We start from the raw sequence: 14,224 nt of genomic DNA on the forward strand, positions 1-14,224 counted from the left end.
CTTGTCCGCCGAAGCCTTGGCGAAGGCGGAAGCAATCCAGAATTTTTCCGCGGCGGCAATTTGGATTGCTTCGTCGCAAGGGCTCCTCGCAATGACGGTGGAGAGAGTCTCCCTCACACCACCTGCGGTGTCCTGATCTCGCGCGGCAGGATCAGCGCGGCGGCGATCGCGAGCAGGCAGAGGGCGGCGAAGGCGTGCAGCATGGTGACGAAGCCGCCCCGCTCATAGAGCCAGGCGACCAGACCGACGGAGGCACCGGCCGCGGTGAAACCGACGAAATAGCGCACGGCATAGGCGCGCGAACGCCACTCTTCCGTGGTGTATTTGCCGACCATGGCGTCGTTGACCGTCACCTGCCCGAACGCACCCATGACGATGCCGATCGAAACGACGATCAGCGGCAGGTTGGACAGGCTCGCGGCCAGATACAGGAATGGCGCCAGCATGAAGGAAAGTGGCAGCGCCACCGTCTTCAGGGAGTAGCGGTCGAGCAGCCGGCCGATCGTGTACTGCGTCATCGCGCCGAACACGTAGACGCCGGCGGCGATGACACCTAACAGCGCCGGGCTCTTGGTCAGGTCCGCAAGGCGCTCGGCGAACAGCTTTGGCAGCGCCACGGTGACGGCGTTGAAGGTCGTGGAGATCGCGATCACCACGATCAGCAGCGCCAGGATCACGCGCCACATGTCCTGCCTGGCCACCCGCGCCTGCGCCGCCGCTTGCTTCGAGCCCTTGCGGTCCTCGTGCACGACGCTCAGCGCGAAGGCGATGCCGATCAGGACCGTAACCGCGCCAGGAACGATGAACGCAAAACGCCAGCCGAGATATTGGCCGATCACGCCGGTGACCAGGGCCGACGACGCCACGCCGAGATTGCCCCAGACGCCATTGATGCCCATCTCGCGGCCGAGCCGGTCGGCGTAGGACACGATCATGGCGGTGCCGACGGGATGATAGATCGACGCAAAGATGCCGATCGCAAGCAGCGCCGCGCCGAGCTGCACGGGGGTCTGCACGAAGCCGACCGCGATCATCGAAAGGCCGATGCCGACGAAGAAGATCAGCATCATGTGGCGGCGGCTCCAGCGATCGCCCAGCCAGCCGGTGAGCAGCGAGCCGGCGCCGAAGGCAACGAAGCCCGGCGTCGCGTAGGGCAAGAGTTCCGAATAGGCCATGCCGAGCGCCGGGCCCATGATGATGACAGCGGCGGCGAAGATCAGCATCGAATAATGGTCGATGAAATGACCTGCGTTGACGAAACCGATGACCCGACTGGGGCTGTTCATTCCCGAATCCTCTCCTGCTCCGAAATGAGTTATATGTCCTCCCCATGACGGGATGCTGCCAATGACTGTCTTGGAAACGCCAATCCTGCGGGAGGTCCGGAGCAACCACCGCTCGCCCGCGGGCGTGCACCTGGTCGCCCGCGACTATCCCAAGGGGATGCGGATCGATCTGCACATGCACCGCGAGGCGCAGCTGATCTATGCGGCAAAGGGCACGATGCAGGTGACGACGCCCGCCGGACGCTGGCTGGTGCCGCCGGACCGCGCGGTCTGGGTGCCGGCCGGGCTCGAGCATGCCATCGACCTGCTGGCCGACATCGAGATGCGCACGCTGTATTTCGACCTGTCCTGGCTGAAGCGCGAGCAGCGCTATGACGGCCTGACCAGGGAATTCGTGGTGCGGGTGTCGCCGCTGCTCAATCAGGCGATTCTCGCGCTGTTCGACGGGCGCAACACCGAAGAGCGCACCGAGCTCCTGGTGCGCCTGGTGATGCTGGAATTGCACCAGGCCGAGGATTCCGCGACCTTCGTGCCGCTGCCGCGCGAAGCGCGCTGCCGCCGCGCGGCGATGATCGTGCTCGACGATCCCACCGGCCTGCACGACATCGACACGCTGGCGCGCGCGGTCGGAACCTCCGCGCGTACGCTGTCGCGGCTGTTTTCGAGCGAGACGCAGCTGAGCTTCAAGAGCTGGTGCCAGCGCGCGAGGATTGCGGCGGCGATCGAGCGGATATCGACGGATGCGAGCGTGTCGGTGAAGCAGCTCGCGACCCAGCTCGGCTATGCCAGCGTGCCGGCGTTCTCGGCCGCATTCCGCCAGGTGACGGGTCGGACGCCGACGGAGTTTGCAGCACACGCGGTGTCGTCGCCCGGCTTGACCGGGCGACCCAGTACGCCGAGACGGCTCGGCTAGAATCGAGAAGCTGCGGCGTACTGGATGCCCCGGTCAAGCCGGGGCATGACAGCGCGTTGGAATGAGCACTGCCCGGCATATCATCGACCCGTTCCGGCATGCCCTCATTCTCCAAACGCACGGCGGAGCGAAAGATGCCGCATTCGCCTGCTTGATTGTGATCGGCTTGCACCCAAATCCCGTGTAAGCTTGCCGCATCGCACAGACCTGATACGAAAGCCCCGATGGCCAACGCCTTCTTCTCCGACCTGCTTGCCACCATCTCCGAGCGCGGCCGCACGTTGCTTCGCCGGGGGGACGCCGCCGATACCAAGCATGATGCCGACGGACTGCTCGAGCTCTGCGATGCGCTGCTGTCGGGCCGGGGCGAAGCCTCGGGCACGGCGATGGCGCGCGAGGTGCTCGACATCTACCGGGAGCTGGACGCTGCGGGACGCCGCGCCTTCTTCGAGGGATTGGTGCGCGATTTCGGTCCCGACCGGGAGCGCCTGTCCAAGGCGATCGAGACATGGCGGGCCGCGCCCAGCGACGAGGACGCAAGCTCGCTGCACTTCGCTTCCGAGCCGCGCCGGCAGGAGCTGATCCGGCGGCTCAACCGCGCGCCCGGCGGTACCGGCGATCTCGTCAACATGCGCGCCGATCTGCTCGGCATGATGAACGGGCACACCGATCTCGCCGCGCTCGACCGCGACGTCTCGCATCTTCTTTCTTCGTGGTTCAATAGGGGGTTTCTCGTGCTGCGCAGGATCGACTGGTCGACGCCGGCCAACATCCTCGAAAAGATCATCCGTTATGAGGCCGTGCACGAGATCTCGGACTGGGATGATCTGCGCCGCCGCATCGATCCGGTCGACCGGCGCTGCTACGCCTTCTTCCATCCTGCGATGGTGGACGAGCCCTTGATCTTCGTCGAGGTGGCGCTGACCGAGACGATCCCCGGCGCGATCCAGCCCCTGCTCGCAGTCGACCGCCAGCACCTGCAGATCGAGCGCGCGCGCACCGCCGTGTTCTATTCGATCTCCAACACCCAGCGCGGCCTGGGCGGCATCTCCTTCGGCAGCTTCCTGATCAAGCAGGTGGTGGAAGAGCTGCGCCGCGAGTTGCCGAAGCTCGACACCTTCGTCACGCTGTCGCCGGTGCCGGGCTTCATGGCCTGGGTTAAGCAGGACAAGGATCTGCCGCTGTCGGACGAGGACCGCGAGGTGCTGAGGCGCCTCGACGATCCCAGATGGTTCGAGAGCCCGGAGACGGCGGCGCTGCTCCGCGCCGTGCTGGAGCCGCTCGCGGCGCACTATTTCCTCAAGGCGCGCACGCCGAAGGGCAAGCTGATCGATTCCGTCGCCCGCTTCCATCTCGGCAACGGCGCTCGGCTGGAGCGCATCAACTGGCTGGGCGACCTCTCGCCCAAGGGAATGCGCGAGTCCGCCGGCGTCATGGTCAACTACCTCTACCGCCTCGACGACATCGAGAAGAACCACGAGGCCTATGCCAATGACGGCGAGGTCGTGGCGTCGAGCGCGGTGAAGAAGCTGCTGAAGGGCGAAGGGCGAAGGCTGCTGGATATGCGGCTGTCGTAGGGGGCGGACACTTACCACATCGTCATTGCGAGCACAGCGAAGCAATGCCGCCGTGGAAAGATTCTGGATTGCTTCGCTGCGCTCGCAATGACGGAGTATGTGGTGACAGCTTGCGAAACCCAACGACCGCCCGCTGCAGGCTCGGACAACCACGGATGACTTCGGCTCTCTCCACCGTCATTGCGAGGAGCCCTTGCGACGAAGCAATCCAGGCTGCTGCCGCGGAAAGATCCTGGATTGCTTCGCTACGCTCGCAATGACGGAGGACGTGGCAGCGGCTCGCCGAGTAGCCGCAGATCTCCTGCCGGTCAGATCAGCGTCGCGTACAAATCGTCCCAATTCGGATTGAGGCTCTCAATGAGCGCAAGCTTCTTCGCCCGGCTGCCACCTTTGATCTGCTTCTCGCGCACAATCGCGTCGGACATGGTCGCGTGCAGCTCGTACCAGACGAGGAGCTTGCAGCCGTACTTCGATGAAAAACCCTTTACCAGTCCTTCGCGATGCTCGCGCGGCGGATTGGAGGTGACGCCCGTGTAGATCGTTCCGTTGCGACGATTGGCGAACATGTACACGCAGGGTTGCTTCATAATCGTACTCGGCTGAGGACAGCTTCTACAATAGCACAACCAGGAGATGACTATGAGGCTTTCGCCAGCGTCATTGCGAGGAGCCGTTGCGACGAAGCAATCCAGACTGCCGAAGCGGAAAGACCCTGGATTGCTTCGCTGCGCTCGCAATGACGGAGTGTGTGGCGACAGCTCGCGCAATTCGGCACATTGGGCTGCGGGCCAGACGCCCGCGAGCGGCCAGTGGCTCCTCCACCGTCATTGCGAGGAGCTCTTGCGACGAAGCAATCCAGACTGCCGTAGCGGAAAGATTCTGGATTGCTTCGCTGCGCTCGCAATGACGGAGTGTGTGGCGACAGCTCGCGCAATTCGGCACATTGGGCTGCGGGCCAGACGCCCGCGAGCGGCAGTGGCCCCTCCACCGTCATTGCGAGGAGCTCTTGCGACGAAGCAATCCAGACTGCCTCCGCGGAAAGATTCTGGATTGCTTCGCTGCGCTCGCAATGACGGAGTGTGTGGCGCGGACGTCGCGCTCCAACGATACTCCTACTCCGCCAGCGCCTGCATCTCCTTGTAGAGATCGGACTTGCCTTCGAAGCCGATGCCTGCAAGCTCGGGCATGGTGATGTGGCCGTTCTCGACGCGGACGCCGTCGGGGAAGCCGCCATAGGGCTGGAACAGGTCGGGATAGCTTTCGTTGCCGCCTAAGCCGAGGCCGGCGGCGATGTTGAGCGACATCTGGTGGCCGCCGTGCGGGATGCAGCGGCTCGGCGACCAGCCGTGGGTCTTCAGCACCTCCAGCGTGCGCTGGTATTCGCACAGGCCATAGGACAAGGCGCAATCGAATTGCAGCCAGTCGCGGTCGGGGCGCATGCCGCCGTAGCGGATCAGATTGCGGGCGTCCTGATGGCTGAACAGGTTCTCGCCCGTCGCCATCGGGCCCGGATAGAATTCGGCGAGCGCGGCCTGCAGCGCGTAGTCGAGAGGATCGCCGGCTTCCTCGTACCAGAACAAGGGATAGTCGCGCAGCATCTTGGCGTAGGCGATGGCGGTCTCCAGGTTGAAGCGGCCGTTAGCATCGACGGCGAGCTGCGCGTCCTTGCCGATTTCCTTCAGCACTGCCTCGATGCGCCTGCGGTCCTCGTCGATATCAGCGCCGCCGATCTTCATCTTGACGACATTGTAGCCACGATCGAGATAGCCGCGCATCTCGGCCCGCAGCATCGAGAGATCCTTGCCGGGATAATAATAGCCGCCCGCGGCGTAGACGAAGACGCGCGGATTGGCTTTGACGCCGTGGCGTTCGGCGAGCAGACGGAACAGCGGCTTGCCCGCGATCTTCGCCACCGCGTCCCACACCGCCATGTCGATGGTGCCGACCGCGACCGAGCGCTCGCCGTGGCCGCCCGGCTTCTCGTTGGTCATCATCGCGGCCCAGACCTTGTCGGGGTCGAGATTGTCGCCGGTGCTATCCAGCAGCGACTTGGGATCAGCTTCCGTGATGCGCGCGGCAAAGCGCTCGCGGATCAGGCCGCCCTGCCCGTAACGGCCGTTGGAGTTGAAGCCGTAGCCGACGACGCGCTTGCCGTCACGGACGACATCGGTGACGACGGCGACGAGGCTGGTCGTCATCTTCGTGAAGTCGATATAGGCGTTGCGGATCGGCGAAGAGATCGGCTTTGTAATTTCGCGGACGTCGACGATGCGGACGGACATGGGGTGGGCCTTCAGTGGTTATTATCGTCATTGCGAGGAGCGAAGCGACGAAGCAATCCAGACTGCCTCGGCGGAAAGATCCTGGATTGCTTCGCTGCGCTCGCAATGACGAGGAGAGAGTGCGCGCTCCTCGCAATGACGAGGAGCGAACGGCGCGCGCTCAGGTCAAGCCTATTTCTTATCCCTGAAATACGGCTCCACCGGACCGTGCACCTTGATGGTCAGCGGGTTGCCGTGGCGGTCCTTGGCGTTCCCTGCGGTGACGCGGACCCAGCCTTCGCTGATGCAGTACTCCTCGACATTGGTCTTCTCGATGCCCTTGAAGCGGATGCCGACGTCGCGCGACAGGATCTCCGCGTTGTAATAGGGGCTGTTCGGGTCGACCGACAGGCGGTCCGGAAATTCGTCGCTCATGATTGTCTCGCTCACAACAGTGTTTCGATTTGATTGCGCAATCCTTCGGGCCGGGCGGTCGGCGCGTAGCGCGCGACCACGCGGCCCTCACGGTTCACCAGGAATTTGGTGAAATTCCATTTGATGGCGGCGCCGAGAAGCCCGGATTGCTGGCGTTTCAGGTACTCGTACAGAGGATGCGCCTTCGGCCCGTTGACGTCGATCTTCTCGAACAGGGGAAAGGTGACGTCGTAATGGGTCGAGCAGAATTCCTGGATCTCGCTCGCCTGCCCCGGTTCCTGCGTGCCGAACTGGTTGCAGGGAAAGCCGAGCACCGAGAAGCCGCGCGGAGAGAGGTCGCGATGGAGATCCTCGAGGCCGCGATATTGCGGCGTGAAACCGCATTTGCTCGCGGTGTTGACGATCAAGAGCACCTGCCCCTCGAAACGCCGCAGGGCGACCTCCTCGCCGGCCAGCGAGTTGGCCTTGAAGTCGTAGATGGCGGTCATCGCTAGCCCACGGGATCGATCGGCGATGGCGGCACGCCGCCGGCCTCGATCGCTTCGCCCGCGAGCAGGCACAGATCCTCGCGATAGCGGCCAGAGACGATGTGCACGCCGACCGGCGCCCTGCCGACGAGACCTGTGGAGACCACGAGGCCCGGCAATCCCATGAAGGGAATCGCGATCTGCGGCAGCTGCGCTTCCCAGACCCGCTTGAAGGAATCCTCGTCCTTGCGATCGAGATGGTCGGGGAACGGCAATTCGCCGGAGACCGGCGTCAGCAGCACGGCGTATTTTTCGAAGAACAGCATCCAGTCGCGGGTCAGCGTGGCTCGCCGGGTCAGCGCCTTGGCGTAATTGGCCTGATCCATCGGCGTGACCCTGGCGCGGTTGCCGCGCAGGCAGGCCAGTGCGCCGGGATCGCCCTCGCGCTCGGCCATCTCCAGCTGCGCCTCATAGCCGTCACCGAGCCAGAGCTTGATCTGCCATTCCACCGCTTCGCGCATCGGCGGCGTGTCCTCGATCACATCGACGGTCCAGCCGGCGCGCTCCAGCCGCTTGCCGGCATCGCTCACCGCGGCCTTCACCTCCGGTGCGGTGGCAAGCCCACCCGGATTGAGGCACAGCGCAGCGCGCTTGTCCCGTGCCGGTCCTTGCAGCGGCACCGGCGCGAACCAGGGATCGCGGATGTCGCGGGCCGACATCGCTTCAAGCGAGATGCGCAAATCGTTGACCGTGCGCGCCAGCGGGCCCGAGACCGCCATGATCTGCGCACCGATCGGGCGCTCCGGCAGCGCCGGGTTGAAGGCGGGAATGCGTCCGAGCGTCGGGCGCAGACCGTGCACGCCGCAGGCATAGGCGGGATAACGGATCGAGCCGGCGATGTCGGTGCCGTGCGCGATGTGGCCGATGCCGGCCGCGACCGCCGAGCCGGCGCCGCCGGACGAGCCGCCCGGCGTCAGCGAAGCGTCGCGGGGGTTCTTGGTGTCGCCGTGGATGAGATTGGTGGTGAACCAGCGGTAGGAGAAGGCCGGGCAATTGGTGCGGCCGAGCAGGATGGCGCCCGATTTCCGGAAATTGGCGACCACCGGATTGTCCTCGCGCGCGATCAGGTCGCGCTGCAGCTTGAGGCCGTTGGTGGTGGCAAAGCCTTCCTGGTCGACATTGGCCTTGATGGTGACGGGCACGCCCGCGAGGACGCCGGGGTCCTCGCCCCGGCTAATTGCGGCATCGACGGCATCGGCCTGCTTGAGCACGTCATCCGGCCGGTGGTCGATCACCGCGTTGAGCTGGGGATTGACGGCATCGAGCCGCGCGAGACCGGCCTTGGCGGCCTCCCTGGCGGAGACTTTTTTGGACCTGACGAGGGTGGCGAGGTCGGCGGCCGACAGGCGCCAGAGATCTTGCATGGCTTGCTCCGTATGACAGGCGTCTTTTAGCGCCGGGAACGCGGCAAAGCCATGCGGATTTCGCGGGGGTGAAAGGCGGGTTTTGCGCCGGGCGTTGCCTCATTCTCCGTCATTGCGAGGAGCCCTTGCGACGAAGCAATCCAGGCTGCCTCCGGGGGAGGGATTCTGGATTGCTTCGCTACGCTCGCAATGACGTGGAGAGAGCGGTGAGCCCGTTACCCTACCGCGTCCGGCTAATGCCTCGTCGCGGACTGGTCCGGCATGTCGAGCAGCGCTTCGGTGAAGGGAAACTCCAGCACGATCTCGCCGTCGGCGTCGGTGACCTCGATGACGGCCTCCAGCAGCGCCGGCTGGGTTCCTTCCGACTTCACGACCTCGAGGATCATCTGGCGCGCGACCTCCCAGGCGCGATCGGGGTTGCGCAGGTCCTCGCCGTCAGGATCCACGATCAGTTCGTCTCCGATGCGGGTGTTGAAGAAATATCTGGGCATGCCTGATCCAATGGGGTCGTCTGTCGCCGATGAGAAGCCGGTCCATACTCACAACTGGTTTATCCCGACAGGGATCACGACCTATCGGCAATTTTGCGTATCTGATCCGCTCATCTTTGCGGCCGCAATACGCCATCTTTGCAGTGCAACAATTCCCGCAGCCTACTACCTAGGTCGGGAAAATTTCACTGGCGAACTTTGCCGTCCGCACTAATTTGTCCAATGGGCGGATACGTCCGAATTCGCGAAAATGGAGAGCCAAATGGCCTGGAAAGCCCCTAAGATCGTCGAAGTGCCCTGCGGCATGGAAATCAATATGTATGTGAGCGCCACCCGCAAGTAAGCGGCTGGTGGAAACGCGTTCTGCGCAGGTGGTTCTTTCGGTCACGATACGTTTCCGGCAGAGAGAAACCTTGTCCGAAACTGTCTCGGCCTGAGATCCACCTCGCCAATTCGCCTCCAGGAGACGGATCATGCTTCGCGTCGTCGTCCTGGGCGCCGGGGCCGGCGGCGGAGTTCCGCAGTGGAATTGCGGCTGCGAAGGCTGCCGCGCGGCTCGTGCGAAGGGACAAGAGCTGTTTCGAACCCAGGCTTCGGTCGCCTTCAGTGGCGACGGCGAGCACTGGTTCCTGATCAACGCCTCCCCCGATCTTCGCCAGCAATTGAACGCCACGCCGCAGCTGCACCCAAAGGTGGGCGCGCTGCGCCACACGCCGATCGCGGGCGTGATCTTGACCAACAGCGAAGTCGATGCGGTGGCCGGCCTGCTGTCGATGCGCGAAGGCTCGCCCTTCACGATCTATGCGCACGAGAAGGTGCTGGCGATCCTCAGCTCCAACAGCATCTTCAACGTGCTGAACGAGAAGAACGTGCGACGCCAGCCGATTGCTCTCCGCGAGCCGTTCGAGCCGCGGCTGCCCGACGGTGCGCGCTCAGGGCTCGAGGTGCTGCCCTTTGCCGTGCCGGGCAAGTCGGCGTGGTATCTCGAAGGCAAGGCGCATCCGGGCGGCGAGAGCGGCGACGGCGACACGCTGGGCCTGAAGATCACCGACAAGGCCACGGGCAAGTTCTTCTACTTCATCGCGGCCTGCGCCGAGGTGACCGACGCGCTCAAGGCCGAGATCGACGGCGCTTCACTGGTGTTCTTCGACGGCACCGTCTGGCGCGACGACGAGATGATCAGGGCTGGCCTCGGCCACAAGACCGGCAAGAGCATGGGCCATGTCGCCATGTCCGGCGAGGACGGCGCCATCGCCCGGCTGGCCGATCTCAATATCGACAGGAAGCTGTTTCTGCATATCAATAACTCGAATCCGGCGCTGCTGCCCGGCTCGCCCGAGCGCAAGCTCACTGAGGAGGCGGGCTGGCAGATACCCGCGGATGGAACGGAGATCGTGCTGTGAACGCCGCATCACTGACTGGAATGACCGCACTCTCGATCGGCAAGGACTTGAAGCTCAACTCCGCCGAGGAGCTGGAGGCAACGCTGCGCCACATCGGCGCCACGCGTTATCACAGCCTGCACCCGTTCCATAAGCTGCTGCATGGCGGCAAGCTGAACAAGGGCCAGGTGCAGGCGTGGGCGCTCAACCGCTACTATTACCAGAGCACCATTCCGATCAAGGACGCGGTGGTGATCTCCCGCTTCCGCGACCGCGCCACGCGGCTGGAATGGCGCCATCGCATCGAAGACCATGACGGCGACGTCGGCAGCGAAGGCGGCATCGAGCGCTGGATCAAGCTGACCGAAGGGCTCGGGCTCGACACCGCTTACGTCGAATCCACCGAAGGCATCTTGCCGGCGACGCGCTTCGCGGTGGAAGCTTATGTGCACTTCTGCCGCGAAAAAAGCCCGCTGGAGGCGATCGCCTCCTCACTGACCGAGCTGTTCGCGCCCAACCTGCATGAGGAGCGCATCGCCGGCATGTTGGAGCACTACGACTTCGTCAACCCGGATATCATGAGCTACTTCAAGCGCCGCCTGACCCAGGCGCCGCGCGACGCCAATTTCGCGCTCGATTATGTCAAGAGGCACGCCACGACGCCGGAGCAGCGCGCGCAGGTCTGCAACGCGCTGATCTTCAAGACCAACGTGCTGTGGGTGCAGCTGGATGCGCTCCAGCATGCCTATGTCGAGGGCCACATTCCGCCGGGCGCGTTCGTGCCCAAAGCGAGCTGAGGATTAAAGCAATGGCCGGGCCGCGAAACATCAGCGTCAGCGAGGCAAGCCGCCCCGTGCTGCCGCGGCATGCCAAGCTGAAATATGACGAGACCCGCAAGGTCTGGGTGATCCTGGCGCCGGAGCGGGTGCTAGCGCCGGACGAGATCGCGGTCGAGGTCTTGCAACTCTGCAACGGCGAGCGCAATGTCGGCGACGTCGCCGATCAGCTCGTCGCAAAGTACGCAGCGCCGCGCGAGGCGATCCTGGCCGACGTCATCGCCATGCTACAGGATCTCGCCGACAAGGGCTTTCTCACCGAGATCAGGGAGAAGACGTCATGAGCGACGTGACCATCCCGCCCAGCGACAGCCTCGCGGTGCTGGAGAAGCAGCGCTCGACGGCGGAGACGTTCGGCATTCCGCTCGCGGTGCTGCTCGAGATCACCCATCGCTGCCCGCTGCAATGTCCCTATTGCTCCAACCCGGTCGAGCTCGACCGCTCCGGCAAGGAGCTGACGACGGACGAGTGGAAAAAAGTGCTGAGCGAGCTCGCCGAGATCGGCGTGCTCCAGGTGCATTTCTCCGGTGGCGAGCCGACGGCGCGGAAAGATCTCGTCGAGCTGGTCAAGCATGCCAGCGACGCCGGGCTCTACACCAATCTCATCACCTCGGCCGTGCTGCTGACGCGCGAGAGGCTCAGCGATCTCGCAGATGCCGGGCTCTGCCATGTGCAGATCTCGTTCCAGGGCATCGAGGACGGCCTCGCAGATCGCGTTGCCGGCTACAAAGGCGGCCACCGCAAGAAGCTCGAAGTCGCGAAATGGACGCGCGAGCTCGACTTGCCGCTCACCGTGAACGCGGTGATGCACCGGCAGAACCTGCACCAGCTGCCCGACATCATCCAGATGGCGCTCGATCTCGATGCCGACCGGCTCGAGGTCGCCAATGTGCAATATTACGGCTGGGCGCTGAAGAATCGCGCCGCGCTAATGCCGACCGTGGCGCAGCTCGATGAGTGTACCCGCCTCGTTGAGGAGGCGCGCGAGCGGCTGAAGGGCCGACTGACGATCGACTACGTGGTGCCGGATTATTACGCGCTGCGGCCGAAGAAGTGCATGGGCGGCTGGGGCCGGCAGTTCTTCAACATCTCGCCCGCCGGCAAGGTGCTGCCCTGCCATGCCGCCGAGAGCATCACCGGGCTCGATTTCGAATCGGTGCGCTCCAACCATTCGATCGCCTGGATCTGGCAGAACTCGGAGGCCTTCAACCGCTATCGCGGCACCGGCTGGATGAAGGAGCCGTGCAAGTCTTGCGAGTTCCGCGAGATCGATTTCGGCGGCTGCCGCTGCCAGGCCTTTGCACTGACCGGAGACGCCGCCAATACCGACCCGGCCTGCGCGCTGTCGCCGCTGCACGAGACCATCTTCAAGCAGGCGGAAGCCGAAGCCGAGGGCGACACCAGCCGCTTCCTCTATCGCAACTTTGCCGGCGGCACCCTGGAATCCGAGAATGACGCCTGACGCCGACGCGGGCTCAGCGGCCAAACGCACTGATCCCTTTGCGCCGCTGACCTCCGATATGCTCGACGTCGGCGACGGCCATGAGCTCTATGTCGAGAGCGTCGGCCGCAGCGACGGCATCCCCGCGGTCTATCTGCATGGCGGGCCCGGCAGCGGCTGCCAGCCCGACCATCGCCGGCTGTTCGATCCCGACCGCTTCTGCGCCGTGCTGTTCGACCAGCGCGGCTGCGGCCGCAGCCGGCCCAAGGGATCACGCGAGCACAACACCACACAGCATCTGATCGCGGACATGGAAACGATCCGCGAAAAGTTTGGCTTCGAACGCTGGATGGTGGTCGGCGGCTCCTGGGGCGCGACGCTGGCGCTGGCTTATGCAGAGGCGCATCCCGAGCACGTCTCCGGCATAGCGCTGCGCGCGACGTTTCTCGGCACGCGGGCCGAGGTCGAGACGGCCTTCACCTCGCGCCTGTCGCAATTCCATCCGGCGCTGTACGAGGATTTCCTCAGCGTGCTGCCGCCAGAGGAGCGCGAGCGGCCGGTGGACGCCTATTGGCGCCGCATCCTCGATGCCGACCCTGCCGTGCATGGCCCGGCGGCGAAGGCCTGGCACGACACCGAACGCGCTCTATCCGAGCACAAGCCGGCACGGACGCGGCTCGACCTCGCCGGGCTGAACGTCTGGCGCACATTGCCGGCGACGCCGTTCATGGAAGCGCATTATTTCATCAACGACAGCTTCATGAACGAGGACCAGCTGCTGCGGAACGCGGGCCGGCTCGACGGCATTCCCGGCATGATCGTGCAGGGTCGCTATGATCTGTTGTGTGCTCCCGCGACAGCGCAGGCCCTTGCGAAAGTATGGCCCGGTTCCGAGCTTCGCATCGTGGAAGAAGCCGGGCATTCGCTCTATGATGGCGGCGTGAGGGACGCGGTCATGAAGTCGATCGCGGACCTTGCGTCGAAGATCGGGCGATGAGAGGACAAGAAGAATGCCGCTCGCCGGAAAGGGCATGCTGCTGACGTCGATGAACATCGACGCTGCGGACGAGGCCGATTTCAACCGCTGGTACGATCGCGAGCATCTGGAAGAGCGTGTCGCAATCGACGGATTTCTCGAAGCGCGGCGCTATGTCGCGCATGCCGCCAACCCCAAATATCTCTCGCTGTACTCGACCGAAACGCTCGGCGTGCTCGACAGCCCCGCCTACCGGGCGCGCCTCGCCGACCAGACCGAATGGTCGCGGCGATCCATGGCGCGCTTCAGGGACATGCTGCGCGTGGTCGCGCGCATCACAATCAGCAAGGGTACTGGCCGCGGCGCGTCGCTCGGCCTGGTGCGGCTGCGGCCGACGCCCGACAACGCCGGTGCGTGGCGTGATGCGCTGCAAGAAAAGCTGGCGCCGCAGGACCGCGACGGCATCATCTCGATGCACCTGCTCGAAAGCGAGCCGGAATTGTCGGGCGCAACGGCGGGAATTCCGGCGGTGCGCAACGAGGGCGCGCGCGACTGGTTCGTGCTGATCGACGGCACGCATGTCAATGCGGTCTCCGCCGTCATCGCAGAGCGCTTCACCGGCCCGGCTGCGGCGCCCTTCCCGCTCCCCATCTCCGTCGGCACCTACTGCCTGATGTGGGACCTCGCCAAGAGCGATGTCGCGCGCGGCTGAACGGCATCCGCATCGCAGCATAT

At 64.5% G+C, this 14,224-nt stretch carries 16 protein-coding genes; 9 read left to right on the plus strand and 7 right to left on the minus strand.

Annotated features, from left to right (window positions below; genetic code table 11):
• Positions 1 to 113 precede the first annotated feature (113 nt).
• Positions 114 to 1,286: an MFS transporter gene (locus I6F24_RS19090; RefSeq protein ID WP_036027240.1), complete on the minus strand. Its 1,173-nt coding sequence runs from the start codon at positions 1,284 to 1,286 to the stop codon at positions 114 to 116.
• 61 nt (positions 1,287 to 1,347) lie between these two features.
• On the opposite strand from I6F24_RS19090, the gene I6F24_RS19095 reads away from it, so the two are divergent.
• Both I6F24_RS19095 and I6F24_RS19100 read left to right on the plus strand, forming a co-directional pair.
• Positions 1,348 to 2,199 carry a helix-turn-helix transcriptional regulator gene (locus I6F24_RS19095; RefSeq protein WP_036027245.1) on the plus strand — a complete coding sequence of 284 codons (852 nt, stop codon included), beginning with the start codon at positions 1,348 to 1,350 and terminating at the stop codon, positions 2,197 to 2,199.
• A 224-nt stretch (positions 2,200 to 2,423) separates the two neighbouring features.
• Positions 2,424 to 3,776: a malonyl-CoA decarboxylase gene (locus I6F24_RS19100; protein ID WP_036027242.1), complete on the plus strand. Its 1,353-nt coding sequence runs from the start codon at positions 2,424 to 2,426 to the stop codon at positions 3,774 to 3,776.
• 308 nt (positions 3,777 to 4,084) lie between these two features.
• Here I6F24_RS19100 and I6F24_RS19105 read toward each other — a convergent pair whose 3' ends face one another.
• The 6 genes from I6F24_RS19105 to I6F24_RS19130 form a co-directional block, all read right to left on the minus strand.
• Complete coding sequence (locus I6F24_RS19105) at positions 4,085 to 4,363, minus strand: GIY-YIG nuclease family protein (RefSeq protein ID WP_036027248.1); 279 nt, start codon at positions 4,361 to 4,363, stop codon at positions 4,085 to 4,087.
• 525 nt (positions 4,364 to 4,888) lie between these two features.
• The gene (tarD, locus tag I6F24_RS19110; protein ID WP_036027252.1) at positions 4,889 to 6,058 is read right to left on the minus strand and encodes a D(-)-tartrate dehydratase; all 1,170 of its coding nucleotides are present in this window, start codon (positions 6,056 to 6,058) and stop codon (positions 4,889 to 4,891) included.
• Between the two features lie 171 nt (positions 6,059 to 6,229).
• Positions 6,230 to 6,472: a DUF3297 family protein gene (locus I6F24_RS19115; protein ID WP_036007363.1), complete on the minus strand. Its 243-nt coding sequence runs from the start codon at positions 6,470 to 6,472 to the stop codon at positions 6,230 to 6,232.
• A gap of 11 nt (positions 6,473 to 6,483) precedes the next feature.
• The gene (locus tag I6F24_RS19120) at positions 6,484 to 6,960 is read right to left on the minus strand and encodes a glutathione peroxidase (protein WP_036027254.1); all 477 of its coding nucleotides are present in this window, start codon (positions 6,958 to 6,960) and stop codon (positions 6,484 to 6,486) included.
• Between the two features lie 2 nt (positions 6,961 to 6,962).
• Positions 6,963 to 8,363: an amidase family protein gene (locus I6F24_RS19125; RefSeq protein WP_225149123.1), complete on the minus strand. Its 1,401-nt coding sequence runs from the start codon at positions 8,361 to 8,363 to the stop codon at positions 6,963 to 6,965.
• A gap of 233 nt (positions 8,364 to 8,596) precedes the next feature.
• Positions 8,597 to 8,854: a hypothetical protein gene (locus I6F24_RS19130; RefSeq protein ID WP_036007354.1), complete on the minus strand. Its 258-nt coding sequence runs from the start codon at positions 8,852 to 8,854 to the stop codon at positions 8,597 to 8,599.
• A 262-nt stretch (positions 8,855 to 9,116) separates the two neighbouring features.
• On the opposite strand from I6F24_RS19130, the gene pqqA reads away from it, so the two are divergent.
• The 7 genes from pqqA to I6F24_RS19165 all read left to right on the plus strand — a co-directional run bounded on the left by pqqA (position 9,117) and on the right by I6F24_RS19165 (position 14,201).
• Positions 9,117 to 9,197: a pyrroloquinoline quinone precursor peptide PqqA gene (gene pqqA / locus I6F24_RS19135; protein ID WP_007595659.1), complete on the plus strand. Its 81-nt coding sequence runs from the start codon at positions 9,117 to 9,119 to the stop codon at positions 9,195 to 9,197.
• A 130-nt stretch (positions 9,198 to 9,327) separates the two neighbouring features.
• The gene (gene pqqB, locus I6F24_RS19140; protein WP_036007351.1) at positions 9,328 to 10,257 is read left to right on the plus strand and encodes a pyrroloquinoline quinone biosynthesis protein PqqB; all 930 of its coding nucleotides are present in this window, start codon (positions 9,328 to 9,330) and stop codon (positions 10,255 to 10,257) included.
• The gene (pqqC, locus tag I6F24_RS19145) at positions 10,254 to 11,033 is read left to right on the plus strand and encodes a pyrroloquinoline-quinone synthase PqqC (RefSeq protein WP_036027260.1); all 780 of its coding nucleotides are present in this window, start codon (positions 10,254 to 10,256) and stop codon (positions 11,031 to 11,033) included. The genes pqqB and pqqC overlap by 4 nt, the downstream gene beginning before the upstream one ends.
• An 11-nt stretch (positions 11,034 to 11,044) precedes the next feature.
• Entirely contained in the window at positions 11,045 to 11,356 is a 312-nt protein-coding gene (gene pqqD / locus I6F24_RS19150) for a pyrroloquinoline quinone biosynthesis peptide chaperone PqqD (protein ID WP_036027261.1), read from the plus strand.
• Complete coding sequence (gene pqqE / locus I6F24_RS19155; RefSeq protein WP_074447547.1) at positions 11,353 to 12,534, plus strand: pyrroloquinoline quinone biosynthesis protein PqqE; 1,182 nt, start codon at positions 11,353 to 11,355, stop codon at positions 12,532 to 12,534. Before pqqD ends, pqqE begins: the two co-directional genes overlap by 4 nt.
• Complete coding sequence (gene pip / locus I6F24_RS19160; protein ID WP_036027268.1) at positions 12,524 to 13,510, plus strand: prolyl aminopeptidase; 987 nt, start codon at positions 12,524 to 12,526, stop codon at positions 13,508 to 13,510. Before pqqE ends, pip begins: the two co-directional genes overlap by 11 nt.
• Before the next feature lie 13 nt (positions 13,511 to 13,523).
• A complete protein-coding gene (locus I6F24_RS19165; RefSeq protein WP_036027271.1) occupies positions 13,524 to 14,201 on the plus strand; it encodes a DUF4286 family protein in 678 nt (225 codons plus the stop codon).
• Positions 14,202 to 14,224: the final 23 nt, after the last annotated feature.

Source organism: Bradyrhizobium sp. BRP23 (genome assembly GCF_020194135.1).
Lineage (GTDB): Bacteria > Pseudomonadota > Alphaproteobacteria > Rhizobiales > Xanthobacteraceae > Bradyrhizobium > Bradyrhizobium yuanmingense.

Coding starts and splice junctions, on each gene's coding strand:
- I6F24_RS19105 (WP_036027248.1), bottom strand. CDS start 4,363: ATGAAGCAACCCTGCGTGTACATGTTCGCCAATCGTCGCAACGGAACG.
- I6F24_RS19130 (WP_036007354.1), bottom strand. CDS start 8,854: ATGCCCAGATATTTCTTCAACACCCGCATCGGAGACGAACTGATCGTG.
- pip (WP_036027268.1), top strand. CDS start 12,524: ATGACGCCTGACGCCGACGCGGGCTCAGCGGCCAAACGCACTGATCCC.
- I6F24_RS19165 (WP_036027271.1), top strand. CDS start 13,524: ATGCCGCTCGCCGGAAAGGGCATGCTGCTGACGTCGATGAACATCGAC.
- I6F24_RS19125 (WP_225149123.1), bottom strand. CDS start 8,363: ATGCAAGATCTCTGGCGCCTGTCGGCCGCCGACCTCGCCACCCTCGTC.
- pqqD (WP_036027261.1), top strand. CDS start 11,045: ATGGCCGGGCCGCGAAACATCAGCGTCAGCGAGGCAAGCCGCCCCGTG.
- tarD (WP_036027252.1), bottom strand. CDS start 6,058: ATGTCCGTCCGCATCGTCGACGTCCGCGAAATTACAAAGCCGATCTCT.
- I6F24_RS19095 (WP_036027245.1), top strand. CDS start 1,348: ATGACTGTCTTGGAAACGCCAATCCTGCGGGAGGTCCGGAGCAACCAC.
- pqqB (WP_036007351.1), top strand. CDS start 9,328: ATGCTTCGCGTCGTCGTCCTGGGCGCCGGGGCCGGCGGCGGAGTTCCG.
- I6F24_RS19115 (WP_036007363.1), bottom strand. CDS start 6,472: ATGAGCGACGAATTTCCGGACCGCCTGTCGGTCGACCCGAACAGCCCC.
- pqqA (WP_007595659.1), top strand. CDS start 9,117: ATGGCCTGGAAAGCCCCTAAGATCGTCGAAGTGCCCTGCGGCATGGAA.
- I6F24_RS19120 (WP_036027254.1), bottom strand. CDS start 6,960: ATGACCGCCATCTACGACTTCAAGGCCAACTCGCTGGCCGGCGAGGAG.
- I6F24_RS19090 (WP_036027240.1), bottom strand. CDS start 1,286: ATGAACAGCCCCAGTCGGGTCATCGGTTTCGTCAACGCAGGTCATTTC.
- I6F24_RS19100 (WP_036027242.1), top strand. CDS start 2,424: ATGGCCAACGCCTTCTTCTCCGACCTGCTTGCCACCATCTCCGAGCGC.
- pqqE (WP_074447547.1), top strand. CDS start 11,353: ATGAGCGACGTGACCATCCCGCCCAGCGACAGCCTCGCGGTGCTGGAG.